General features: G+C 27.7%; 29 protein-coding genes. 23 read left to right on the top strand and 6 right to left on the bottom strand.

Annotated features, from left to right (window positions below):
- The first annotated feature begins 7 nt into the window (after window positions 1–7).
- The 14 genes from BUB33_RS07840 (at window position 8) to BUB33_RS07775 (ending at window position 12,482) form a co-directional block, all read left to right on the top strand.
- The gene (locus BUB33_RS07840; RefSeq protein ID WP_072975129.1) at window positions 8–1,063 is read left to right on the top strand and encodes a V-type ATPase subunit; all 1,056 of its coding nucleotides are present in this window, start codon (window positions 8–10) and stop codon (window positions 1,061–1,063) included.
- Entirely contained in the window at window positions 1,063–3,000 is a 1,938-nt protein-coding gene (locus BUB33_RS07835) for a V-type ATP synthase subunit I (protein ID WP_072975127.1), read from the top strand. The genes BUB33_RS07840 and BUB33_RS07835 overlap by 1 nt, the downstream gene beginning before the upstream one ends.
- Before the next feature lie 15 nt (window positions 3,001–3,015).
- The gene (locus BUB33_RS07830; protein ID WP_072975125.1) at window positions 3,016–3,438 is read left to right on the top strand and encodes an ATP synthase subunit C; all 423 of its coding nucleotides are present in this window, start codon (window positions 3,016–3,018) and stop codon (window positions 3,436–3,438) included.
- A gap of 1 nt (window position 3,439) precedes the next feature.
- Window positions 3,440–3,745 (top strand): V-type ATP synthase subunit F, encoded by a 306-nt coding sequence (locus BUB33_RS07825; protein ID WP_072975124.1) that lies wholly within the window; start codon window positions 3,440–3,442, stop codon window positions 3,743–3,745.
- A gap of 11 nt (window positions 3,746–3,756) precedes the next feature.
- Complete coding sequence (locus BUB33_RS07820) at window positions 3,757–4,386, top strand: V-type ATP synthase subunit E (RefSeq protein WP_072975122.1); 630 nt, start codon at window positions 3,757–3,759, stop codon at window positions 4,384–4,386.
- On the top strand, window positions 4,379–6,151 hold the full coding sequence (locus tag BUB33_RS07815; protein ID WP_115322107.1) for a V-type ATP synthase subunit A: 1,773 nt from the start codon (window positions 4,379–4,381) through the stop codon (window positions 6,149–6,151). The genes BUB33_RS07820 and BUB33_RS07815 overlap by 8 nt, the downstream gene beginning before the upstream one ends.
- A gap of 11 nt (window positions 6,152–6,162) precedes the next feature.
- Window positions 6,163–7,548, top strand: coding sequence for a V-type ATP synthase subunit B (locus BUB33_RS07810; protein ID WP_072975119.1), 1,386 nt, complete (start codon window positions 6,163–6,165; stop codon window positions 7,546–7,548).
- A complete protein-coding gene (locus tag BUB33_RS07805) occupies window positions 7,549–8,160 on the top strand; it encodes a V-type ATP synthase subunit D (RefSeq protein ID WP_072975117.1) in 612 nt (203 codons plus the stop codon). It begins immediately after the preceding gene.
- A gap of 468 nt (window positions 8,161–8,628) precedes the next feature.
- Window positions 8,629–8,907 (top strand): hypothetical protein, encoded by a 279-nt coding sequence (locus BUB33_RS07800; RefSeq protein WP_072975115.1) that lies wholly within the window; start codon window positions 8,629–8,631, stop codon window positions 8,905–8,907.
- Window positions 8,908–9,016: 109 nt separating this feature from the next.
- Complete coding sequence (locus BUB33_RS07795) at window positions 9,017–9,253, top strand: hypothetical protein (protein ID WP_143154892.1); 237 nt, start codon at window positions 9,017–9,019, stop codon at window positions 9,251–9,253.
- A gap of 261 nt (window positions 9,254–9,514) precedes the next feature.
- Window positions 9,515–9,883: a hypothetical protein gene (locus BUB33_RS16040; protein ID WP_072975111.1), complete on the top strand. Its 369-nt coding sequence runs from the start codon at window positions 9,515–9,517 to the stop codon at window positions 9,881–9,883.
- Window positions 9,843–10,922, top strand: coding sequence for a VanZ family protein (locus tag BUB33_RS07785; RefSeq protein ID WP_072975108.1), 1,080 nt, complete (start codon window positions 9,843–9,845; stop codon window positions 10,920–10,922). The genes BUB33_RS16040 and BUB33_RS07785 overlap by 41 nt, the downstream gene beginning before the upstream one ends.
- A 332-nt stretch (window positions 10,923–11,254) precedes the next feature.
- Window positions 11,255–11,668, top strand: coding sequence for a hypothetical protein (locus tag BUB33_RS07780; protein ID WP_072975102.1), 414 nt, complete (start codon window positions 11,255–11,257; stop codon window positions 11,666–11,668).
- Window positions 11,669–12,122: 454 nt separating this feature from the next.
- Window positions 12,123–12,482 carry a hypothetical protein gene (locus BUB33_RS07775; RefSeq protein WP_072975099.1) on the top strand — a complete coding sequence of 120 codons (360 nt, stop codon included), beginning with the start codon at window positions 12,123–12,125 and terminating at the stop codon, window positions 12,480–12,482.
- Between the two features lie 962 nt (window positions 12,483–13,444).
- Here BUB33_RS07775 and BUB33_RS07770 read toward each other — a convergent pair.
- The gene (locus BUB33_RS07770) at window positions 13,445–13,624 is read right to left on the bottom strand and encodes a hypothetical protein (protein WP_072975096.1); all 180 of its coding nucleotides are present in this window, start codon (window positions 13,622–13,624) and stop codon (window positions 13,445–13,447) included.
- 173 nt (window positions 13,625–13,797) lie between these two features.
- Between BUB33_RS07770 and BUB33_RS07765 the strand changes: the two genes are divergently transcribed.
- Window positions 13,798–13,989, top strand: coding sequence for a hypothetical protein (locus BUB33_RS07765; RefSeq protein WP_072975093.1), 192 nt, complete (start codon window positions 13,798–13,800; stop codon window positions 13,987–13,989).
- 157 nt (window positions 13,990–14,146) lie between these two features.
- Here BUB33_RS07765 and BUB33_RS07760 read toward each other — a convergent pair whose 3' ends face one another.
- The 3 genes from BUB33_RS07760 to BUB33_RS07750 all read right to left on the bottom strand — a co-directional run bounded on the left by BUB33_RS07760 (window position 14,147) and on the right by BUB33_RS07750 (window position 16,463).
- Entirely contained in the window at window positions 14,147–14,332 is a 186-nt protein-coding gene (locus BUB33_RS07760) for a hypothetical protein (RefSeq protein ID WP_072975090.1), read from the bottom strand.
- A gap of 74 nt (window positions 14,333–14,406) precedes the next feature.
- Window positions 14,407–15,735 (bottom strand): sensor histidine kinase, encoded by a 1,329-nt coding sequence (locus BUB33_RS07755; RefSeq protein WP_072975088.1) that lies wholly within the window; start codon window positions 15,733–15,735, stop codon window positions 14,407–14,409.
- 2 nt (window positions 15,736–15,737) lie between these two features.
- The gene (locus BUB33_RS07750) at window positions 15,738–16,463 is read right to left on the bottom strand and encodes a LytR/AlgR family response regulator transcription factor (protein WP_072975086.1); all 726 of its coding nucleotides are present in this window, start codon (window positions 16,461–16,463) and stop codon (window positions 15,738–15,740) included.
- 335 nt (window positions 16,464–16,798) lie between these two features.
- On the opposite strand from BUB33_RS07750, the gene BUB33_RS07745 reads away from it, so the two are divergent.
- The 8 genes from BUB33_RS07745 to BUB33_RS07715 all read left to right on the top strand — a co-directional run bounded on the left by BUB33_RS07745 (window position 16,799) and on the right by BUB33_RS07715 (window position 24,000).
- Window positions 16,799–18,136 (top strand): radical SAM/SPASM domain-containing protein, encoded by a 1,338-nt coding sequence (locus tag BUB33_RS07745; protein ID WP_072975084.1) that lies wholly within the window; start codon window positions 16,799–16,801, stop codon window positions 18,134–18,136.
- A 369-nt stretch (window positions 18,137–18,505) separates the two neighbouring features.
- Window positions 18,506–18,733, top strand: a complete 228-nt coding sequence (locus tag BUB33_RS15820) for a hypothetical protein (protein WP_115322108.1) — start codon at window positions 18,506–18,508, stop codon at window positions 18,731–18,733.
- Between the two features lie 88 nt (window positions 18,734–18,821).
- Window positions 18,822–20,645, top strand: coding sequence for an ABC transporter ATP-binding protein (locus tag BUB33_RS07735; RefSeq protein WP_072975078.1), 1,824 nt, complete (start codon window positions 18,822–18,824; stop codon window positions 20,643–20,645).
- 136 nt (window positions 20,646–20,781) lie between these two features.
- A complete protein-coding gene (locus BUB33_RS16035) occupies window positions 20,782–20,946 on the top strand; it encodes a hypothetical protein (protein ID WP_159429177.1) in 165 nt (54 codons plus the stop codon).
- A gap of 560 nt (window positions 20,947–21,506) precedes the next feature.
- The gene (locus tag BUB33_RS07730) at window positions 21,507–21,893 is read left to right on the top strand and encodes a hypothetical protein (RefSeq protein ID WP_072975076.1); all 387 of its coding nucleotides are present in this window, start codon (window positions 21,507–21,509) and stop codon (window positions 21,891–21,893) included.
- A gap of 371 nt (window positions 21,894–22,264) precedes the next feature.
- The gene (locus BUB33_RS07725; RefSeq protein ID WP_115322109.1) at window positions 22,265–22,867 is read left to right on the top strand and encodes an accessory gene regulator ArgB-like protein; all 603 of its coding nucleotides are present in this window, start codon (window positions 22,265–22,267) and stop codon (window positions 22,865–22,867) included.
- On the top strand, window positions 22,848–22,979 hold the full coding sequence (locus BUB33_RS07720) for a cyclic lactone autoinducer peptide (RefSeq protein WP_159429176.1): 132 nt from the start codon (window positions 22,848–22,850) through the stop codon (window positions 22,977–22,979). Before BUB33_RS07725 ends, BUB33_RS07720 begins: the two co-directional genes overlap by 20 nt.
- A 445-nt stretch (window positions 22,980–23,424) precedes the next feature.
- Window positions 23,425–24,000 (top strand): hypothetical protein, encoded by a 576-nt coding sequence (locus BUB33_RS07715; RefSeq protein WP_072975070.1) that lies wholly within the window; start codon window positions 23,425–23,427, stop codon window positions 23,998–24,000.
- Window positions 24,001–24,050: 50 nt separating this feature from the next.
- On the opposite strand, the gene BUB33_RS07710 is transcribed toward BUB33_RS07715, so the two are convergent.
- Window positions 24,051–25,505 (bottom strand): nicotinate phosphoribosyltransferase, encoded by a 1,455-nt coding sequence (locus BUB33_RS07710; protein WP_072975067.1) that lies wholly within the window; start codon window positions 25,503–25,505, stop codon window positions 24,051–24,053.
- 425 nt (window positions 25,506–25,930) lie between these two features.
- Window positions 25,931–26,191: an HTH domain-containing protein gene (locus tag BUB33_RS07705; RefSeq protein ID WP_072975065.1), complete on the bottom strand. Its 261-nt coding sequence runs from the start codon at window positions 26,189–26,191 to the stop codon at window positions 25,931–25,933.
- Window positions 26,192–26,198 lie beyond the last annotated feature (7 nt).

Here is a 26,198-nt window from a genome sequence, read left to right as displayed (position 1 = left end):
TAAGGCTATGGGCAATGTAAGAATATTTTCAGCTATAAATACAAAGATAAGAGTTCTAAGGGGAAATCTACTGGATAGGAAAGATTATATAAGTCTAATGGAAAAGGAAAATACAGAAGAACAAATAAATTATCTTAAGGAGAATACCATTTATAAAGAAGAATTAAACAGTATAGGGTATTTGAATGATATACAAAAAGTAGAGATAGAATTAAAACATCATTTAATATCTGAATTTGAAAAGATAATGAAATACTTTACAGATGAATATAAAAAATTCTTCAGGACTTTAATGTTAAGGCACGAGATAGAAGATTTGAAACTATATTTAAGAGCATTTGAGAGAAAAGAAGAACTCTCTAAAATAGAAAATCTAAGGGTGCTAAAAGAAAAATACTATAGTTTTGACATTAGGAAGATAAAGAATTCCTCTAATTTAGAAGATTTTATTGAAAATTTAAAAGGTACAATTTATTATAATGCTCTTAATCCATATAAAGATGAAGGACAGACCAAAATTATATTTTATATGGAAATGAATTTAGATAGATTATATTTTAATCAGTTAAAATTTCAATCTCAAAACTTAAAAAAGGAAGATAAAATTATATTTGAAAATCTCCTGGGAATAAACGAAGACTTATTAAATATTGAATGGATTTATAGAGGTATTAAGTTTTATAAATTACTTCCAGAAGAGTTGATAAACTTTACACTACCCCATGGATATGAATTTAACTATAAGAAATTAAAAGAGATGTGTTATTCCAATGAAGAGAAATTAAGAAAAATAGTGTTAGATACTGATTATGATTTTTTATTTGATACTGAAAAAGATGTGGATTTATATATGGAGAGAAGAATTCAGAGATATCTATATTATAAATTCTTAAATGTTTTTAAAAAAGGGAAATTGGACATAGACTTATCTATAGCATATATCCATCTTTTAGAGTATGAAATAAGGGATATTATCTCTATATTGGAAGCTAAGAAATACCAATTGACCTTACATGAAACAAAGGATTATTTAGTAAGGAAAGTAGAAGGAAGTGATAAATAATGGCTGTTGAGAAGATGACTATGATGAATATCATTGGAAATATATCAGATGTAGATAATGTATTAAAGGATATAATTTTATCTAGCAAGGTAAATTTAGTATCTGCATTATCACAAATAGAAGATAATAGTTTTGTTTTTAATGTAAAGGATGAAAACTTGGAAAAAGTTATAGATTTAAACTATATTACATCCTTTTCCAGGGACAAAGGCTATGAAGAGCTTTTAAAAAAAGGAGAAGAATTAGAAGAAGTTTTAAATATAAAATCTAATTATTTGAACCTTAATCTTAAAGACAATATGGATATAGGTGAAATCTCTCAAATTATAGACAATATATATAAAGAAGTAAAAGAACCCAGTGAAATTTTAAAATCAACTAAAGAAGAACTAGAAAAAATAGAAAATTTCTATAAGAATTTTTCTGAAATTAGGGATATAAATACTCCTATAGAGAGCTTACGGGAACTTTCATACTTCGATTTTAGATTTGGAATTTTATCTAAAGAGGATAGAATAAAACTTAAGAAGAACTATGACAATATTTTGGCTGTTATTCTTCATACTGGAACAGGTAATGAAGGGGAAGTATATTTAGTTTTATATCCTTCCAATATAAGAGAAGAAATGAATAGAATTTTAAAATCCCTTAATTTCAAGGAAATTCAAGTACAAGATGAGTATAAGGGAACACCTATTGAGATGATAGAGTATTTAAGAGATAAAAAAGAGAGACTGAAAAAAGATATAGATTCTTTAGAAAAAACATTATGGAATTTAAGAGAAGTTCACAAAGATACTATAATATCTTTAGTAAATCAATTGAGAACAAAGGAAAAGATTGAAGATATCAAGGAAGAATTGGCTAGATCCAATAAATTTTTCTACCTTTCAGGTTGGGTGTCTAAGAAGGATAAGGAAATAATAGGAGAAATGTTGAAGGAATATAAGGATATATTGGTAATATTTAAAGATGAAACTGATTTAACACCTCCTACGAAACTTAGGAATATTTGGATATTTAAACCCTTTGAGTCTTTAGTTAAGATGTATGGAATGCCATCATATAATGAGTTGGATCCTACTCCATTTTTATCTCTTTCATATATGTTTTTATTTGGAGCCATGTTTGGAGATTTGGGACAAGGAGTTATATTATTACTAGGAGGCATGCTATTAAGCCGCAAAAATAAGATGTTCGGTGGATTGTTAAGTAGGTTAGGAGCTAGCTCTATGATATTTGGTATTTTATATGGGGCAGTATTTGGAATAGAAACTATTATACCAGCATTACTTATCAAACCCTTTGAAAATATTAATACGATTTTAGTATCAGCCATATTCGTAGGTATAGCACTTATACTTATATCTTATATCTATGGGATGATTAATAGCATCAAAAGAAAAGATATGGAAGATGGATTATTTGGAAAAGAAGGTTTAGCAGGTTTTTTATTCTATTTATGTTTACTTATTTTAATAGGTGGAAATCTTTTGAAAAAACCTATACTTTCCATGGAACTGGGTGCAGTAATCATTATATTATGTATGGCAGTTATGATATTTAAACAGCCGTTGACTCATTTAATAAAGGGGAAACGTCCGTTACATGGTGAAGATATTACAGGATACTATATAGAATCTGTATTTTCTATTATAGAAACTTTACTTAGTATGTTAAGTGGTACAGTTTCTTTTATTAGGGTGGGAGCCTTTGCTTTAACCCATGTTGGTTTATTTATAGCCTTTGAAACCATAGGACATATGATAGGAACCCCTGCTGGAAATATTATAGTACTCATTATAGGTAATATTGTTATCATAGGTATGGAAGGACTGATAGTATTTATTCAAGGTCTAAGACTTCAATACTATGAACTATTCAGTAGATATTATAAGGGTGAAGGTAAAGAATTTAAACCTGTGAATATTAAATAATTAGGAGGAATTAAAATGGAATTTATATTAATATCAACAACTTTAATGGTTTTAATGACCATAGGAACTGGAATTTTTATGATTTATAAGAATGTAGAAGGTAATAGAAAGAAATTAAAGAAGGTTTTAAGAACAAATCTATATGTATTTTTGCCAATACTTGTTGCAACTATAATAACTTTAGTACCAGGAATAATCAACGCTGAAACAGCTAGCACATCATCAGTATCAGGATTTGGCTTTATTGCAGCAGCATTATCAACAGGTTTAGCAACAGTAGGTGCTGGATATGCAGTTGCTGTAGTAGGTTCTTCAGCTCTTGGAGCTGTTTCTGAGGATCCTAGTATATTAGGTAAGACTTTAATTTTTGTAGGTCTTGCAGAAGGTATTGCCATCTATGGTCTAATAGTATCTATTTTAATCCTTGGAAGGTTATAATATGAAATCCTTTCTAATTAGTGATAACAAGGATACAATCATAGGTCTAAGATTAGCTGGAATAGAGGGAGCTTTGGCAGAAACAAAAGAAGATGTTGAGTTTTATTTTTCTAAGGCTGTTCATGATCCAAATGTTGGTATTATCATTATAACGGAAAAGATATTTGAAGAAATGAAAGAAAAGGTATTAGATCTTAAAAGAACTGGAAACTCTCAAATCATAGCTACTATTCCAGATAGAACTGGTCTAAGGGATAAGAACTTTATAATGAGACATATAAAGGAATCTATAGGTATAAAAATTTAGGTGGTGATTGGATGATTACTCTCGAGGATAAGTTAGATATATTTTATAAAGTAGTATTTAAAGAAGAAGAGGCAAAATGTAAGAAACTATTAGAAGAGCTAGAGTTTAAGAATAACTCTATACTAGAGGAGAAAAAAATAGAGTTAGAAAAGAAGAAAGAAGAAATAATTAAAAGAAAGAGAATTTTAGCAGAAATCCAAAAAAATGAGATGGTTTCAAAGGCTGTGGGGGAAAGTAGAGGGAAAATTCTTGAAAAAAGAGAAGAAGTTTTAAGAGATTTAATCTCTTCTTTAGAAGATAGAGCAAGAAAATTTGTTTTATCCAGTGATTATGAAGGCTATCTTCTTAATAAAATTGTACAAATAATAAGAGAAGTATCTGAAAAAGAAATTATTATAAGTATTACAGAGATAGATAAAGAAAGATTTGAAGATTTTATTCTTGATATAGGCAAGGAGAATAATAAAGATATATCCTTAAACCTTATTTCACCAGATATAATAGGAGGATTCACATTATCAGATAAGGATAGATCTTATAATTTAGATAATAGCTTTAAAACTATTATTGAAGAAAATAAATACCTAATAGGTAAGAGATTATATTCATCTCTAGAAAAGACAGGTGGTTTAAATGGATAATTTAATGGGGAAAATAGCTATGATAAATGGTCCAGTAATACTTGGTGAAAATATGACTGGATTTAAGATGAGGGAAATGGTATTAGTAGGACATAAGAAGTTAATCGGTGAAATTATATCCATAGATGGTGATTATGGTACAGTACAAGTATATGAGGAAACAGAGGGATTAAAGAGAGGAGAGCTTATAGTATCAACGGGTAAACCACTTTCTTTAAAATTAGGACCAGGTATGCTTGGTAATATGTTTGATGGAATCCAAAGACCACTAAAGAAAATAAGAGATGATTTTGGCAGCTTTATACCTGAGGGGATAGGTCTTATATCTATAGATGAGAAAAAACTATGGGAAGTAAAATTAAATGTAAAGGTTGGAGATTATTTAAAAGAAGGTCAAACATTTGGAACTGTACAGGAAACTTCTTTAATTACTCATAGACTTCTAGTTCCTATGGGATTGGAAGGTAAGGTTGTTAAGGTAGTTAAAGATGGAGAATATAATATTGAAGAAGAATTAGTTGAATTAGAAGATAGTTTTGGAAATAAACAATTCCTTAAAATGTATCAAGAGTGGCCTGTTAGAATTCCAAGACCTGTTAAGGATAGATTACCTATAGATAAACTTTTAGTCACAGGACAAAGGGTATTAGATATATTTTTTCCCATAGCTAAGGGTGGAACAGCTGCAATCCCTGGTGGCTTTGGTACAGGAAAGACTATGACTCAACACCAACTAGCAAAATGGTCAGATGCAGATATTATTGTCTATATTGGTTGTGGTGAAAGAGGAAATGAAATGACAGAAGTACTAGAGGATTTCCCAGAGCTTATAGACCCGAAAACTGGCAAACCTATAATGGAAAGAACTGTTCTTATAGCTAATACATCTAATATGCCAGTAGCCGCAAGGGAGGCTAGTATATATACAGGAATTACCATGGCAGAGTATTTTAGAGATATGGGTTATCATGTAGCTATAATGGCAGACTCTACTTCCCGTTGGGCAGAGGCTCTAAGGGAGATATCGGGAAGATTAGAAGAAATGCCTGCAGAAGAAGGATATCCAGCATATCTTCCTTCAAGACTTGCTCAGTTCTATGAAAGGGCAGGATATGTAAAGGCTTTATCTGGAAGTGAAGGTTCTGTAACTATTATAGGAGCAGTTTCTCCAGCAGGGGGAGACTTTTCTGAACCAGTTACAGAAAATACTAAGAGGTTTGTCAATGTATTCTTGGGATTAGATAGGGAATTAGCTTATTCAAGACATTATCCAGCTATTAATTGGCTAAATAGTTATAGTGGATATACTGAAATGTTGAGAAACTTCTATGAAATGGAATTAAATGAAGAAGTAGAAGGTCTTCGTGAAAAGATGTTAAAGCTTTTATTCGAGGAAAGCAGACTTCTTGAAATAGTTCTTCTAGTTGGAGAAGATGTTCTACCAGATGACCAAAGATTAATCTTAGAGATTGCAAGGGTAATTAAAATAGGGTTCTTGCAACAAAATGCTTTTCATAAGGAAGATACCTATGTACCATTGAAGAAGCAATTAGAGATGTTAAAGACTATAGACTTATTATATGAAAGAGGTCTACAAGCTATAAAAAAGGGTATCCCTATTTCTCAAGTTAGAAATGGAGAAGTTTATGGTGAGATTATAAAGATGAAATACTCTATACCTAATGATAATATTAGTAAAATAGAGGAATTAAACAATATGATAAATGATTTTTACAATAAATTAGAATTAGATTATTCTAAATAGTAGGTGAAGCTATGAAAAAGGAATATTTAGTATTAGATAAAGTAGAAGGGGCATTGATTGAGCTATCAAAGGTTCATGCAGTTGGATATGGAGAAATAGTACAGGTAGAAAACAATTTAGGTGAAAAGAAACTAGGCAGAGTTATTAAAATAGATGGAGATAAAGTAGTAGTACAGGTCTTTGGTTCTACCTTGGGACATTCTGTAGAGAATACTAAGGTAAGCTTTGAAGGAAGACCATTTGAAATACCTTTATCCAGGGATATATTAGGAAGAACGTTCAATGGTATAGGTATGCCCATAGATAAGGGTGGAGATATATACTCAGATAATTTTTATAATGTAAATGGTAGACCTATAAATCCAGTATCTAGAGAATATCCAAGGGACTATATTCAAACAGGAATATCTTCTATAGATGGACTTATTACATTAATTAGGGGGCAAAAGTTACCTATATTTTCAGGTTCAGGGCTTCCTCATAATGAATTGGCTGCTCAAATAGTTAGACAAGCAAAGATTAAAGTAAAGGGAGAAGAAAGAAATAATTTTTCCATAGTATTTGCAGCCATAGGTGTAAAACATGATGAAGCATTTTTCTTTAAAGAAGCTTTTAAGAAGGCAGGAGTTCAAAATAAAGTAGTCATGTATATTAATTATGCAGACGATCCAATAATGGAAAGAATAATAGCCCCAAGAGCAGCACTAACAGCAGCTGAGTATCTTGCATTTGAAGAAAATCAGCACGTTTTAGTTATAATGACAGATATAACTAGCTATGGTGAAGCATTGAGGGAGGTCTCTTCTTTAAGAGAAGAAGTACCTAGTAGAAGGGGTTATCCAGGATACCTTTACTCAGACTTAGCATCCCTTTATGAAAGAGCTGGTATGTTAAAGGACAGGGAAGGTTCTGTAACATTAATACCTATTTTAACAATGCCCAATGATGATATAACTCATCCTATACCAGATTTAACTGGTTATATAACAGAGGGGCAGATTGTATTATCAAGGGAATTACATCAAAAGAACATTTATCCACCTATAAATGTACTTCCTTCCTTGTCAAGGCTTATGAAAGATGGTATAGGAGAAGGATATACAAGGGATGATCATCCAGATATATCTAACCAATTATTTTCTGCATATTCAAAGGTTCAAGATATAAGGGCATTGGCACAAATAGTTGGGGAAGACGATTTGTCTGATAGAGATAAAAGATATATGAAATTTGGAGACGCCTTTGAGGCAAATTTTGTTACTCAAAGCTATAATGAAAATAGAGATATAGATAATACTCTAGAGCTATCATGGAAAATTCTTTCTTTATTATCACAGGAAGAATTAGATAGATTGAAACCAGACTTAATAGAAAAGTATATGAAATTAGGTGATTAGATGGCAGTATATAAATTGACACCTACAAAGGCAAATTTAATAAAATCTAAAAATTCCCTTCAGTTTGCAAAGAAAGGATATGAATTATTAGATAGAAAGAGAACGGTTCTCATAAGAGAAATGATGTCTTTAATAGATAAAGCTAGGGATTTACAGGAAAGAATAGATATAGAATTTAAAGAAGCTTATGAAGCTTTAAAACTAGCTAATATAACTGTGGGTGCTGAAGCAGTGGAGGAAATAGCCATATCTATTGAGAAGGAAAAGGATTTTCATATATTATTTAAATCAGTCATGGGTGTAGAAGTTCCAGTTATAAAAGGGGAAGATACTACATTTACCACAGAATATGGATTTTTTAGAACAAATCCAGCCTTTGATAAGGCTGTATTACAGTTTAATGATATAAAAAAACTTATCTATGAATTAGCAGAGCTAGAAAATTCAGTATATAAACTAGCAATGGAAATAAAAAAGACACAAAAAAGGGCTAATGCCCTAGAAAAAATTCAAATTCCTAAATACACTTCAACTATTAAATATATTGAGGAAGTATTAGAAGAAAAGGAAAGAGAAGATTTCTTTAGACTTAAAAAAGTTAAGGGGAAATAGGACAAAATAAAGATACCAGAAGGATGGAAAGTTCTTCTGGTATTTTGTTTTATAAGTATCCGTTTAATCCAAAAAATGACCACTTAGTCCAAATTTAAACTATTTTAAGTTATACTTGTTATAATTAGTATAAGGGAAATGGTATGAGACAAGCATTATAAAAAGGATATATGGTTTATTATCTTGGCTTTAGTAATAATATGTTATGTATTAACAGTAATGGAATTAGTAGATAAAATTAATTACTTTTTGTCATAGAAGTTTTTTTGATGGTAGTTGAATTAAGTATTAATAATAAAACTAGAGATGAGGGATAGAGGTAAAAAGGTTTTAATCAGGGGGATTAAGAGAATGGGCGGGGTAGGAAAAAAGATTGTATTTGAAAATGTTTTTTATTTAACAACTAAATTGTATTAAGTAGGTGCAACAATAATATCTCTACTTGGTATAGGTGGTGATTTCAGTCTCTTGGATTTTGTAGATGTATTAGTACTTATTAAAGATGCTGGGGGACATTACGTAGCAAAGAAAGCTGGTGAAGCAGCAACATATTTAGTTGAGAATTCGCAAACGAAATATGTAAGAATTAATAACGGAACATATTTTAATGCAGGTATTACTGGAAAATGGTCTGTTTTACTAGGTCCAGGAGAAGGAAAGTATAAGGCTAGGTCATATGTAAAATCTGCTGATTATGACAAGAGCAATGACTATTTCTTAGATAGGGCATTGGAAAGTTTTATATAAAACTGGATTCTAAAATATTTTCAAAGATGCTACTCTTAAAGTGGATGAAAATGAAATAATTGTAGTAAAGATTGTAAGAGAGAAAGACTTATACATGTCAATTTTAAATATGAAACGGTTATATACAATGGAATTTGTTAAAGATGATAAAGTTATCAGAACAATTAAGGTAATGACACCAAGAACTCAAAGAAAAGTTAAATTGATTAATAAAAAAAGAAAAGAAGACCTAGATTATGATGAATGGCAAACATTAGATGGAAAGTATGTAGTTTTAATGGACAAGCATAGATATATTTCATTTGGGGATATGTTCTTCAGTGAATTAGGTAGGCTTATTAAATAAAGTAAGATTTAGAAAAATCTATTGTGTGGTCTGGTTTTAGTTATTTATAGTTTAGTATTAGATTAACTTTCTTTCAATGTATATTATAAAATATAAAGACATGCTTTTAGATGATTATATGGACAATAAGCCAATAAATTAATTTCAAAGGAAGCAATGGTTACCATTATAGGTAACCTATTGCTTTTCGTTGTTTAAATTTTTAATATATTATTTTTTTATATAATGTAGAAATCATCAATTTCACTGGAGGATTGAAGTATGATAATTCATGAAATAATTAGAGTGATTACAAAATTAAATTTAAAAGTATATGGAGTAGCTATTGTATTAGTAGCTATAGCTTGTTGTATATTTTATAGAAGATCTAAGAGAACTAGAATATTAATAGAAGAGAAAAATCTATTGAAAAAACAAATGCTTGTAATTTTTATTACCTTTTCTTATATAATTCTAATTTTTGATGTTACTCTCTTAAATAGAGGAATATACGTTGATAAATATGTTAATTTTAATTTGTTTAGTTCCTATAGACAGATCTGTGATACTTTCAATATCAAGTCTGCAGCATATAATATTAAATATATTAATGACTGTACCATTAGGGATACTGTTGCCACTTCTACATAATAAGTTTTATAAAGTAAAATGGACAATGACAGCAAGTATAATATTTATATTAGCAATTGAATTTACACAATTAAAAACAAATTCGAGAGTTTTTGATGTAGATGACATTTTTAATAACAGTATTGGAATATTGATAGGGTATTGTACTATAATGTCAGTTTTGAATATAAGAAAGGGACAAAAAAACCGATTTTCAAAAGCATTAAAATATACACTTCCGCTTTTCATTATGACAATTATATTTGCAGGAATGGTTATATATTACAATACTAAGGAGTTTGGCATTTTAAAATTACCAGGGTACATAAAAATGAATACTAAAAATGTAGATATTAAGTTTGAAACTGGATTAGACAGTGGGGAATACATGATTCCTATATACAAAGCTCCTGATTTTAATAGTAATAAAACAAAAATCTTTGCTGAAAGTTTTTTTAAAAATATAAACACTGAGGGTATAGAGTTAGAAGAAGACTTATATACTAATTTAGTTTATTATTGGTTAAAGACTAACAATAATAACTATGTATTGATGATAAAATTTTTAGATGGAAGCTATGATTATACAAATTTTTTAAAGCATGAGGAAACTGAATATATAAATATGGATGAAAAGATATTGCTAGAAGAATTAAGTTATTTTAATATAAAAATTCCGGAAGGAGCAATATTTAGCTCACAAAATGACAACACCTATACATGGAAAATAGACAAGCACATATATGGAGATTTATTAACGGATGGACAGCTGGAGTGTATATGTTATGATGATGGAACAATCGAAACAATCAAAAATAATATAATTACTTATACCAAGGTAAAAGATGTTCTTATTATAAGTGAGAAAGAGGCAGCTGAGAAAATACTGAAAGGAAATGCATGGATATTCTTTTCAGCTGAGGAGATTAATTCCATTAAGGTTTTGGATGTATATATGGACTATAAATTGGATTCAAAGGGATTCTACCGACCAGTATATATTTTTAATTGTAAAGGTGATGGACAGAAATTTGAAATTGTTGTAGACATATTGAAATAAGGATATATTTTCAGCTATGGAAATCTAAAACTCATGAATCTGGAATATGAAATAAAATAAATATATTTTCTGGTAATTTCTTTGAAGTAGAAGGATTAATAAGATGAAAAAGATATATCATTATATTTGTATTATTAGCAGTAACGATTTTAAGAATATTTTTCATATAGTTTAGCCTATGCTGGGTGTACAATTTAAATAGTAAGTAATTATAAATATTTCAATATATAACTAAATTAATTCCATAATTATATATAGTTACACATTTCACTGTATATGTTTGTATAATAGTATCATAATTAGATATGTAAAAGTTAAAGGAAGATTATTTTGTGAAAAAGAACATTTCTAAAATTTTAATAATTATTATCTTTATAAGTATATGTTCAATTCTTTATACAAAAAGTGTGAAAACAGATATTGTTGATGTAAGAGGAAATAATGATTTTTGGAGAGCATCTCTAAACATAACTCCAAGGTATAATTGTGAATTAGTAATTTCACCAGCTACAGATGAATTTGAATTGCCTTCTGAAATAAATGTTGATGTTTTAGTGAAGAATAAAAGTATATATACTGATAAGTTAAGAATAATAAAAAACAAGAATTTTTCAAAATTTGGTGTATATAAGTCTACTTTTGACTCAAATAAATATTTAGAAAGAAACTACAAAGATGTATATGTAGTTATAAGCTTTAATGATGAAACTAGCGAAATTCCATTAACATTAATAAAATATCCTTAGAAGACTATATATAAACTAGGGATATAAGAAATGATTATCTTTTATTCTTAATTTAATTAAAGTATAATAGGTAAAAATTTCCCCATATAAGTTTTTTAAAATCTTTTATTAACTACTAATATTTTAATATAAGAGAAAACCTTCTTTATATCTTTCTAGTTTGCAAAATTCATGATGTAAAATTATAATATCTATAACCTAGTTTAGTATTAGATTAACTTTCTTTCAATTCATATTATAAAATATAAAGATATGCTTTTAGATGTTGAATTTGGAAATCCCTTAAGATATTTTCCAGTAGAAGAGTTATTTAATTATTTGGCATATACAATTATTTTATAAGTAGTTTATGAAACAACTTTTATATTATATGATATTCATTGTATAAATAATTATAATAATATATAATTATTATTAAGTTATAATTGAAATGAGATGAAGGAGGTCTTAGAAAATGACTAACGAGGAATTTCAAAAGATAGTACTTGAGAAATTAGGTAATATTGAAGACAGGATAGGTGGTCTTGAAGAGGGTCAGATGAATCTTAAAGAGAGGCAGATGAATCTTGAAAAGGGTCAGATGAATCTTGAAAAAGGTCAAGAGGAAATTAGAAGAGATCAAGAACAAATTAGAAGAGACCAAGAAGAAATCAAGAGAGATATAAAAGCTATAATTGAGCAAACAGCTGAACTAACTGAATTTAGATATGAAATTAATGATAAAATAGATAAATTAGCAGAGGAATTTTATACGATGGAAATAGTCACATCAAAGAATTGGAACGACATAGCAAAGTTAAAAGCAGCTAGATAATACTAAGAACTCATTGGAGTTCTTTTTTTGCCTCTGTTATATAATTATAATATAAAAATAATTTTTACAAATATAAGGATATTATGATTTCAAGAATTTAATATATAAGATGGAAATAGAGTTGTGGATATAAATAATAGAGAATGGGATTTATGAATTACATGATATGAAAATATAAATCACAATAGTATTAAATTTAAATATTCAAATAGGTCTTAAACATAGAAAAAGAAATGTGTCCCTATAAAATGTAAGAAATCTTAAATAAAGAAGATATATAATATTATTCCACAAACAAGTAAGTCATTGGAATTATGGGTTTGTATACACTAAATAAATTACTATTAGCAATAAACTTAATAACAATTGTGAAACTATTAAAGGAACTATGATTATTGGATGAAGTAGCAAAGGATTTAAGGGTTCATTTCCTTTATTAGGAGTAGACAAGCAATGAAACTTATATATTAGTATGAGAGGGGTGAAATATTAATGAAAAAAATAAAAAAACAGGTTTTTCTTTAATTATTTTTCTTATATCAATAATAATAGGGAAAATATATGTAACATATTCACAAATGAACAAAATTGAGTCCTTATTATTGCTGATATTTGCTGTGAATTGTATCATTTTACTTTTGTTAACTGTTGATGGATAATAAAAAAATAGAATTCATTTTGAAACTATTTAATATTTAATAAATAAGATATAAAAACCTAAACTAGGATTGTTGAAAGAAATTAAGAACTTTAATTCAAAAGAAATATAGCAAGGTTATAATCCATGTAGCACCATACTTATTTATAATACCTTTTATTATACTAAGACCATATCCAGAAGAAATATAATGTTTTTGTTAAAATAAAAATTTTTAACAGGAGTATTCTTAATAGGAGCATAACTATTTTTAATCTTATAACATAAGAAGTTTCCATCTGGATATAACTCTAAATAAATATATTTATTTCCCACTATAATTTAGATAAGCTTCTATTGCATTATCTATAGTATTAAACAATATAGAGCTTAAGTCCATATTATCAATGTCTATTTCAAGAAGAATTATTGTTTTTATATCAAAGTCTATATTTTTCATAGTTCTTTCTGAATATTTATTGTTTAATATTATTAAGTATCCCATTCAATTTAATCCAAGCTTTAGCAATAAATCAATTATATCTGTTATACTTATTGTAAATTAATCATTGATAGTAGCTATTTGATGATAATGGAATTGAAAAAAATGCTACTGTTTCTAATATTGCTACTATATTAATTGCTATATTTACGCTAAGGGTACTGCTACTATGTATAGTGATTGGGATAGCACGCAAATTATATGATACTAATCTTAAGAGGTTTTATTATAATGGTGGTCCATATAGAAATTATGAAGGAGATAGGGGTAGAGAATCTATATGGGCATATGAAGATCGTGATTATAAATATTATATAGATAATATGGGAGATGAATTTGATTTTTATTGGGACGATTATGATTTGTAATTTATAATAAACAGACAGTGGCTTTACATAAAGCCACTGTCTGTTTATTATAAAAGGTTTATTTATCTTTAAAATTAAAATATATAAAAATCTAAAGATAAGGTGAATGATTTTTCAAGAAAAATTTTGATTAAGAAAATTTTAGGCTAGGATGTATTTAATTTTTTAAATAATCTGTCAGATAATCTATACATAATGCAATAAGTCTAAAGAAAAAAAGGTAGACTAAAAAATATTTGTTTCCAGAAAGATTATAGACATAAACAAGTAAAGCTATCATTAAAATATTAATAAAATTTAATTCTAATCTTTTTGTAAAAAAATCTTTTACAAAATCCTTCATAAATACCTCCTTTATTTTGTACCAAATTTTATAATTATTATAACAAACAAAACTAAAGACAGTTTAAATTTGGACTAAGTGGTTATTTCTTGGACTGATTGGTTATTTAAATGAAGAACAATAGTAACTGAATACTCTTTATCATCTTTATTTATATCCATGTAGCCATCATACTTATTTACAATATCTTTTATTATACTAAGCCCATATCCAGAAGAAATATATTGTTTTTTGTTAAAGTAAAAATTTTTAACAGAGGTATTTTTAATAGGAGTATATGTGTTTTTAATTTTATAACATAAAAAGTTTCCATCTGGATATAACTCTAAATAAATATATTTATTCTTCCCACTATAATTTAGACAAGCTTCTATTGCATTATCTATAGTATTAAACAATATAGAACTTAAGTCCATATCATCAATGTCTATTTTAGGAGGAGCTATTGCTTTTATATCAAAGTCTATACCTTTCATAATACCTTCTGAATACTTATCATTCAATATTATATCTATTAATTTATTTCCAGTATTTATGGTATTGGGAATTGATTTAAGTCTATTTTTTATTGAATTAATATATTCAATATCAGTATTATTTTCTATTTTGTTCATTTTTTCTAAGACTTTAATATGGTTTCCTATATCATGCCATATTTTAGCTAAAGAGTCATTTCTCAATTCAGCATTAGCTATAAATTTTTCGTATGACTTATCATAAATTTTTTTAGTAGTTTCTTTTTGTAAATCAATATAAAAATCGTTTGCATAAAAATAAATTATCAAGATGCCTATGCTAGTAAATAAGGTAAATAAACAAACAAGAAATAAAATAAATTGAATACTTTTAGAATGCGAATTTAAATTAGAATAAAACAATAAAACCATTGAAATAGTAGATATTAGTAATATCAATATAATAATATAATTTAGAATTATAGGAAGTATGATTTTCCTATTGGCAAATCTTCTTTTAACTAACGAAAGAATTAATATAGATAAGAACTTACTAATTGTTCCTAAAAAAAAGAAAGAATAGTTGTGTTTTCCAATACTATCTACACCTACACTTAAAATATTTGAAGCTAATAATGTAATTAATAATTCTGATATAATTAATATAAAATAATATAATATAACAATTAAAAGTTGTTGATATAATCTAAGTTCATATAAAAATGTTATAAAAAACAGAACTATTGAAATAAGGATTACCTTAGTGTAAGGAATAATTCCCAACTGAGTAAAGAAGAATATTGCAATGGATATTCCTGCTATTATAGAGATATTATCAGTGAATTTGTATTCGCTTTTATTATCTTTAAAAATATATAACAGATTTATAAAGATCATAGCATCTATTATACAGAATAAAAAGTTTAATATAATATTAAGACGTGACATTATTATCCCTCTCTCTTGGATGAAATATATTTATAGAATTCTTCTTTAAATCCATTGAGTCTTCTTCTTGCTATATAAACTATATCTCCATTAGAAAGGATAATTTTATTATCTATAAAATCCTTTACATGATTGAGATTAACCATAATCCCTCGATATACTTCATAAAAATGTTTTTTTGTTAAATCAAATGAAATATCTTTTAAGGAACGATAGGTTGAAGTATATACATTTTCTTTAGTATGTATAATTAATTGTCTATTTAATATTTCAAGATATAAAATATCATAAAGTCTAAAATAAACATTATCTTCCCCTATGGGAAAGGCATATTTTTCAGTTAAATAGTCAAGTTTTTTTATTAATGAATCAAGAATTAAATTAATTTCCTTTTGAAAATGACTTTTTCTAATAAAATGAAAAATTGTTAAATCTAAAGCTTCATATACCTTTTCATCTAGATATGTGATAAATATAAATATGGTATCATCATATAATTCCCTAATTTTTCGTGCTACTTCTATTCCATTTAATTTTGGTAGCTCTATATCAAAAAATATAATATCATACCTTTCCTTTGCATTTAGAATACCTTCAAGAGTGTCTTCTCCTGAATAAAAGCAATTTATTTTAGATTCTAAATTGTACTGAGTAAATTTTCTTTCAATAATTGACTTCAATTCTAATGAAAAAATTTTATTATCCTCACAAATCCCAATTTTGAACATAACTATCCTCCTAAAAACCGTTCAGCCCAAAAAAAGACCACTTACTCCAAGTTTTAACTATTTAAAATCGTACCTGCTATTATTATTATAAGGGAAAGAGTATGATATAAGCAATGCAAAAAGGATATATGGCTTATTATCTTAATTCTAACAATAATAAATTTGACAGTAATGTGATTAATGGATGAAATTTAATTACTTCTTTTCCATTAGCAGTTTTTTAATGATATTAAAACTAGAGGGGAGGATAGGGGAAATATAGCTATGTAAAGAATTAAATATACTTAGGTGGCTTATAAGTTGGGGATGATCATATTATATGAGGAGATGATTTAATGGAAAAGCTTATGATAAAACCAAATGTATTGAAAAAAAGCTATTATAATTTTTTTATACCTAAAGAGGACGGTACATATTTGGTTTATAATTCTCTTTCTGGTGCAATAATTTACATTTATTCAGAAATAAATGTTAGAAAATTGAGAGAGATAATGGAAAAAGATACAATTATTTATGATAACTCTGATGAGATGATATTGACTTTTTATGAAAAAGGGATTCTAGTTCCTAAAGATAGAAGAGAATATGAATTTGCTAGGTATTGTTATGAAAGGGATGTTGTAAGAGATACTACCTTAGTACTGACTTTAATTGTAACAAGGCAATGTAATCTCAGATGTATTTACTGCTATGAAGAACATGAGAATAAAGCTATGACAGAAGACCTTTATAGCAGTATATTGAAGTATATAGATAATTCTCTAAGAAATAAATTATATACAGGTGTTGCTATATCACTTTTTGGCGGAGAACCATTTGTAGAATATGATAAAGTTGTAGCTTTTTTAGGAAAAGTAAAATCATTATGTGAAGAGTACGGAATTCCTTATAGTGCAAGCGCAACAACAAATGGTGCGTTGATATATCCAGAAAGGTTTGAAGTTCTTTCTTCTTTAAACTGTAGATATTATCAGATAACAGTAGATGGATTTAAAGAAACTCATGATAAGTATAGGGCTAGTGTTGATGGTAGAGGTAGTTGGGACAAGATAATGGAAAATTTGAAATATATGGCTAGCACGGATTATAATTTTAAAGTAACAATACGCACTAATTTTAATGATGAAGTATTTTTACGGGCAGAAGAATTTTATAAATATATAAAAGAAAATTTTGATAATAGGTTTAGTATATATTATGAAGGTATAAAAAGACTTGGTGGCTGTAATGATGATAAATTAGATATACTAGATAAATTAGATGTTGCTAAATCCTCTGTAAATATTGCTAAAGTAATAAAACAGCTAAACATAAACAATGATGTGGTGGATGTTATGACACGACCTTATAGTAGGGTATGTTATGCTTCTAAACACAATAATTTAATAATTGATTATGATGGTTCGATTTTAAAATGTACCTTATCATTAGATGATGATCTTAATAAAATTGGATACATATCAGAAGATGGTTCAATGAATTTAGCTGAAGATAAACATTCTAGGTGGATTAGTAATAAGGTTGACTTGCAAGATGAGTGCAAGGAGTGTAGGGTATTACCAATTTGTTTTGGCGGTAGATGTGTAAATGGACGTGTTCATGGGGAAAAATATTTTTGTGATCCCAAAATTGAAGAAAGCGAATTAGAAAATTTAATAAGTACTTATAGGTAATATGCTTAAATTCTTTGGTTTTAAGCACATGAATATAGAATAATAAATAATATATTAATGTGGAGGTGATAATGTGGATATAATTAGAGATGAAAAAAATAATGGTATATCGATTATGGCTAGTGGGGCAGGATGTGGCTGCGGATGTGGATGTGGTTGTGGTTGTGGGACTAAAGCATAATTCAAAGTATGTAATTTTTAAGGACTTGATTAGTAGGTATTAATATGAAAATCGTATATTAAAATATTGAGATTTTAAAGATATAAATGAGTATGAATATAGTAATCTAGTTTATTTCAGACAATATTTTATTAATTCATGGGCTTAAAATATATTAATAATATATTTTAGAAAAGAGGTGATATTCCATGGAGATAGTTAGAAATTCATGCTTTAATGGTAATGATAATCCTGGTATGGGTTGTGGCTGTGGTTGTCAAAATGGTTATGGCTGTGGCTGTACAGGCTTTCCGCCAGGGAATGGCGGGGATTATCCTGGCTATGGGTGTGGTTGTAATTGTTCTGGTGAAGGTGGCGGTAATACCTGCCCTCCAAATGGAATGGGCTGTGGCTGCGGCTGCGGGACTGCAAATTAGTTAAATATCAGTTGGCTGGTACTTAAATTGTTATTTATTTAAATACCAGCCCCTTGATGTTTATATTATCAAGAAAAAAGGAGCTTATATGGACTCTAAAAAAAATTATAAAAACAATATAAAGAATAATTTTTATTTTTTCAAATATGTTTTTGAGTTTAGTAAATCCTATGTCATATCCCAAGGAATAATTTCAATTATAGAAGGTTTAATTCCATTAATATATATAATAATACCGAAACTAATAATTGATGGATTAATTAACCGTAAGAATTTTAGTGAAATAGTAAACTATATTTTAATTTATATTTTAATTCAATTGACAGCATCACTAATTACTGCGATTTTGACTGAAAAATATGTGAATCTTAATGGGCATCTTTATGCAATGCATTTTTTATTAATTATTAATAAAAAGGTCGTATCATTAGATATGGCACAATTAGACTTGCCGGAAACTCATCAAAAATTAGCTTTAGCCCAAGATATAATCTATAAAGGAATAGGTATCAATTTAATAAATAGTTTATTTCATTCTTTATCAAGTATAGTATTAATTATATCTACTACCATTATAATAATCTCTGCAGATATTAATTTAATTTTCGTTATAATACTTTTTTCATTTTTTTCTGTTTATCTAAATTTAAAATCGGAGAATTGGAAAATCTCACAAAGAGATGAAAATATATATTTAACACGTATTCTTAACTATTATATAAGGATTATGGGGGAGAGTAGTTCTGCAAAAGAAATGAAGATGTTTGGATTTGTTGACTGGATTATGAACAAATATTTGACTACTCTAAGCTTTTTAAGAATTAGATTGAAAAAATTATACAATACGAGTATGAATATTAAAATAGTAAGTATAATAGGAGAAAATTTAAAAAGTAACGGCATTTATTTATATTTAGCATGGAAAACTTTTATTGGTAATATAACTGTGGGACAATTTTCTCAATATTTTACTGCTACAAGTCAGCTTTCAAGTGCTATATTAAACTTTGTAGGATTTATAACTCAATTAAATATAAATGGAAAGTATATAGAATCTTTTAGAGAATTTATGGAGCTGGAAAGTGATATTAAGAGAAATAATGATATCTTATTAAAAAATGGAGAAATAAAAACAATAGAGAGTGTATTAAAAGGTAATGATTTAACAATACGTTTAGAGAATGTATATTTTGCTTATCCAGGAACAGATAAATATGTTCTGGAAAATATAAATTATGTTTTTGAATATGGTAAAGTCTACGTTATTGTTGGAGAAAATGGAGCAGGAAAGAGTACCCTAATTAATTTAATAAGCGGATTATATGAACCAACTTCAGGAACCATATACTTAAATAATATTCCAATAAATCAAATAGATTATATGGATTATAGAAATATATTTAGCATAGTTTTTCAAGATTTTAAATACTTTTCTTTTACAATTGCTGAAAATGTAGCTTTGAATAAATCCAATGATAGTAATGAATTTAAGATTTCTTCATATCTTCAAGAAGTTGGATTAGGTGGTAAGATTAAAACTTTACCTAAAGGGATACATACAAACCTTGATAAGATTTTTTATGAAGACGGAGTAATTCTTTCAGGAGGAGAAAATCAAAAGCTTGCATTGGCTAGAGCTTTGTTTAGAGAAACACCAGTAATAATGCTGGACGAGCCGTCATCTGCATTAGACCCAATATCTGAAGATGATTTATTAAGCAAATTCAAGAATTTAGCTGCAGATAAACTTGTTATTTATATTTCTCATAGAATGACTTGTGCATCAACTGCTGATCAAATTATTTTTATAAAGAATAAGACTATATTTGAACAGGGCTCTCATAGAGAACTTATAGATAAAAATGGAGATTATGCTAAATATTATCAAACCCAGGCGAAATACTATGTTTAAAATGAAGACATCTCTAATTCCTATGATATGAGTAATTACTTGGTTGGTTTGGTGGAAAAAGGAAATCACAACATCTACCTGTATTATTACCCCATGGGAATAGTGATATATATTATATGAGGGGAGGAATAAGATTATGGAAATTTTAAGAGATGAGAGAAGTTTAAGAGATTTGATAGTTGCAGGATGTGGTGCAGGCTGTGTACAAGGATGTTCCTGCGGACGTGGTTGTAGTTCTGGGAGTGGCTGTGGATGTGGTTGTGGCTGTAATTGTGGTGGAGTACCATGTTTAGTTGAATAACTGATTATCGAGGGTTAAACAGCCCTCTTTTTTTCTAATATAAGCAGATGTATATATGAGTACTCATATGGAGTTATGTATGTACCTTATTTTATTCATAACTATATTGAGAATATCACTCTTAAATAACCCTTCAATCCAAAAAAAGACCACTTACTCCAATTTTTAACTATTTAAAAATCTACTTGTTATAATTATTGTAAGAGAAAGGGGTTAGGATTGAAAGTGATAAATCAGTTTATTAGATATTGTTTTTCACAATCCACAATGGCTGAATCAGAATTTAAAAGAAATTATAAATAAAAGTAATACAAAAAAGGATATATGGCTAAGTATTATCCTAGCTTTAGCAACAATATGTCATGTATCAACAGTAGTGGGAGGGATGGAGAAAATAAGTAATGAAGTAAAGAAGAATACAGAAGGGTCAACAAATATAGAATTTACATTTTTCCTTGTAAATACCACCATAAATCATTGGTAAAGAATGAAAAATCAGTAATAAAAAGCAGACATATATGGTATAAAAAGAACAACAAAAATAGAAGGAGGTAAATGGTATGAAAAGAAAATTAGGTACTTGTCTATCAATGATGATTCTTTTGTCTGTACTTTTTTCTTACAATACAATATTTGCTGAAAACAACTTTAATAGACAAAGTGAGGGACAATATACACAGGATTCAATAAAACATTCACCTAATCTTTCACAGGAGGAGTATGAGGAATATATAAAAGCTAATCCTGAACCGCTTTTTGGAGGAAAATTTATAAGTATACAAAAAAGATATTCTTCAAAGAATAATATTCCTGCAGCTGTAGAATACAGTGAATACACAGATGGGTACTGGTGGTCAGGAGTACTTGCACGAGTAGGAAGCATAACTATAGACCCCATAACGGGGTACTATTTAGCAACATTTGAAGGAAAAATTTATAAACAATAAATAGGAGGAGTTAAAAAGAACAATAACAATCGAGTTATTCATAAATCCAATATATTTATTTATAATATATTCTATTATACTGAAGCAATGTCTAGAGGAAATACATTGCTTTTGATTTTATTAAGGAAATTATTATTAACAGGCATATATATGTTTTTGTTTTATTACGTAGGGAATTTTTATGAGGATGTAATTTTAAATAAATATATCTTTTCTTTCCACTGCAATTCACATAAGATTTTATTGTGTTATTTATGGTATTCACTCTTAAATAACCGTTCAATCCAAAAAAAGACCACTTACTCCAATTTTTAACTATTTAAAAATTTACTTGTTATAATTATTGTAAGAGAAAGGGGTTAGGATTGAAAGTGATAAATCAGTTTATTAGATATTGTTTTTCACAATCCACAATGGATGAAGATGAAGCTGAAATAATATTTTATGGAATGAAAATAATAGGAACTAGTATCTTAACATCTCTAATTGTTATATTGATTGGAATTATTATGGGACAAGCAGTATCTGCTGTGATTTACCTAGGTACACTGATTTTACTTAGGAGAAATGTTGGAGGCTATCATAGTAAGACATATTTAGGATGTTTATCTGTTACAAGTATAAATTTTATTATTATAGTGTTTTTAGAAAAATGGCTGAATCAGAATTTAAAAGAAATTATAGGAATAATATTTATTATTTATGCTACTATAAAAATTTATCTCTCTAAACCTACAGTACATAAAAATAGAATTGTAAATCAAGAGATTATAAATAAAAGCAATACGAAAAAGGATAAATGGTTAAGTGTTATCTTGGCTTTAGCAACCATATGCCATATATTAACAGTACTAGGCTTAGTAAATGAAATTAATTACTTCTTTGCCATTAGTAGTTCTTTAATGATAGTGGCATTAAGTATTAATAATAAAACTAAAGGGGAGGAAGATGGATATGAAGAAAGTTTTAAGTAAAGGGATGGAGAAAATAAGCAAGGTAGCAAAAAAAGTTGCAGAGGAATCTCCAAACACAATTTCTGCATTTTTATATTATGAACCTAAGGCACCTAAGGCTCTAAAGAAATAAGACAAGAGTTTTGGAAAGATTACTTTTTAATATCAAACATAATTAATTTCTACAGATTTGCATTAACAATATAATAAAGGTTAATAATTTGACTTTTTCAATGAAAACCTAGTAGCCAGATTATTTAATCTGTTCAAATCCATTAAATCAAAAAACACTGGTTTTCAGAACTAATCTGAAAACCAGTGTTTTTAATTTTCATTTTATTATTAAGATGCAATTGTTAAAGTGGTGATTTTTTAAAGTTATATGTCCTATATTATATATATTTTTTATTAATAGCATTGAGGTTTTAAAGCACTATATTTAATTAATATAAAAACGGATCTAAAATTAATATCTTTTGAACTCATATTAAATAACTTCTAATAATGTAGAATGAACTTATAGATAAAATATTGTTTCTTCCTATTCTATTGATTTAGCAAAAAAAGAGGTGTATGTTTTGGATCGTATCAATGAAAATTTGAGATATATTTTTGTGCTATTTATTATTTTATTCATATGGATGTCTATTATATATAAAGTTAGTAGTAAATATTTATTTTCAACTCCTCCAATAAAATATGAAAACTTAGCTTTGGATATTGAATTAAAAGAGGGGAGACCTATAGAAATAAAGGAATTTATTTATGATGATCATGATAAAAAATATTTATATGTAATTTATTCTATAAAGAATTCAAATGAAATTGGGTTAGTTATATATGAAAAGGTATTTATAAATAAGTATATCAGACTTGCAGCAAATAAAGCTTCTCCATATTTATTTAATATTTATTATATCACTGATGCTTGTAAGGATAAGCATCAATTATATATTGTTTATGGGAAAAATAATAATAGGAGAATTTCACATTTTGAATTAGATTTTGGAGATATTGTTAAAAAAGAAGATATATCCCAAAAAGATTATTATTTGATTGTAAATAGGTTTAAAGATAAGAATATGGAATTCCCCAAAACTACTTTTTTTGATAGTAAAAATATTGATATAACCAGATATATTTTAGAAAAATAATAAGTGCTATTTTTGTATTTGATATCAAAAATAGCACTTATTATTTACACTTATTTATGTTTCTTTAATAATTCATCCTTAATATTCCATAGTTTCTGAGATAAGTCTACGAAATATCTATGGGGTCTTTCAAATCTCTTGACTTCATCCCACATTAAATCTAATTGGTCTTTGCAGTAAGATTTTATTTCATGAATAGTAGGGTTTTCATAAATACAATGTCCATCTTCAAAGATTTTTACTAATAGTTTCTTAGAATAAAAATTTTCTAAGGTCTTTCTCTTCCATGTATATAAAGGGTGGAAGATTTCATAGGGCTTAGTGTCATCAATGATTTCATCATGTAAAGTAATGACATCAGCAATAGCTTTATTTGTTGCTTTGTCGAATAATCTATAAACTTGTTTAAATCCTGGTGTAGTTATTTTACCTACATTTTCACTAACTTTAATTGTTGGTATAAGTTTTCCGTCCTTTTCTATTGTAGTTAATTTATAGACCCCGCCAAAAACAGGTTGAGATTTTGCAGTTATAAGTCTTTCACCAACGCCAAAAGAATCAATTTGTGCACCTTGGATTAATAAATCTCTTATAACATATTCATCTAAACTGGATGATGCTACAATCATGCAATCAGGGAATCCAGCTTCATCAAGCATTTTGCGGGCTTCCTTAGATAGATAAGCAATATCTCCGCTATCTATTCTAATTCCCTTTGGTCTAAATCCTAATGGTACAATTTCCTCATTAAATACTGTTATTGCATTTGGAATGCCTTCTTTTAAGGTATTGTAAGTATCGACTAGAAGAGTACAGTTATCTGGATAAATCTTAGCGTATGCCCTAAAAGCATCTAATTCAGTAGGAAACATTTGTACCCAGCTATGAGCCATAGTTCCCAATGCTGGAATATTAAAATCCCTATCCACTATGGTATTAGCGGTTCCGATACATCCGCCAATATAAGCAGCTCTAGCACCAAGGATAGCACCTTCATAACCCTGAGCACGTCTAGAACCAAATTCCATTACAGTTCTTCCATTTGCAGCCCTAACTATTCTATTAGCTTTAGTAGCAATTAAACTTTGATGGTTTATAGTTAGAAGAACCATGGTTTCTATAAGTTGAGCTTGAACTACAGGTCCTCTTACAATTACTATAGGTTCTTGAGGAAATATGGGAGTACCTTCTGGAATTGCCCATACATCGCATTTAAACTTAAAATTTCTTAAATAGTTTAAAAACTTTTCTCCAAAAATTTTCTTGGATTCAAAATAGGCAATGTCCTCCTCATTGAACTTAAGATTTCTTAGATATTCTATTAATTGCTCAACACCAGCCATAATAGCAAATCCACCATCATCTGGTATACTCCTAAAAAACATGTCAAAATATCCAATTTGATTTTCCATGTTATTTTCTAGATATCCGTTGGCCATAGTGAATTCATAGAAATCTGCTAACATAGTAAGATTTTTTCTCTCTTTCCAATCTAAGCTTATCATCGGTAGTCTCCTTTTTATATATTGTTACTCTAATTATAGACCTATAGCAAAGAAAGTTCAACAAAGGAAATAACAAAAAATAAATAGGTAGTCTCTAATATCTCTAGAAACTACCTATTATTTAAAATAAAACTTTTTACAACCTTTCCAACCTGATTGATTTAATTCAACTACTAAATTCAATCTTCTGATACACTCCTTACGTTGATTTAATGAGGGTTTAAAAGGTTTCTACATTTTACTACACAGAATACTTTTTTATTATACTACAAACTAACTATTGTTTTTCCAATCCTTACTAATAAAATAAACTATCAAATTTTTTAAATCTTTAGGGTGGAAAAGTTAAAGTTTTATTTAAATTAATTATACATCGCTTTAACAAGTTAGTCAAGTAAAATATTGAAAAATTACAAAAAGTTATATTAATGTTTTAACAACTTCATTCCCTTATCTGTTAAACTAATGGTTTTTATTGGGACTGTATTGCAAAAAGCTTTCATTGAGCATCCGCTGCATTTTGTTTCACAAGTAGGGGAACCCATATCTTCTATAATGTAATTCATTCTAGATAATTCTTTTACTGCATCTTCAACTAAAGTTTCAGATATATTTAACTTTTTTGCTATCAAAGAAACAGAAAATACTTTAGCATTAGATATTTCTTTTAAGACGTCCCTAAGCATTAAATTC

Source organism: Tissierella praeacuta DSM 18095 (assembly GCF_900128955.1).
In the GTDB taxonomy this organism is placed as follows: domain Bacteria; phylum Bacillota; class Clostridia; order Tissierellales; family Tissierellaceae; genus Tissierella; species Tissierella praeacuta.
Note: the sequence above shows the minus strand (reverse complement) of the source record. Positions and strands in the feature narration are given on the sequence as shown.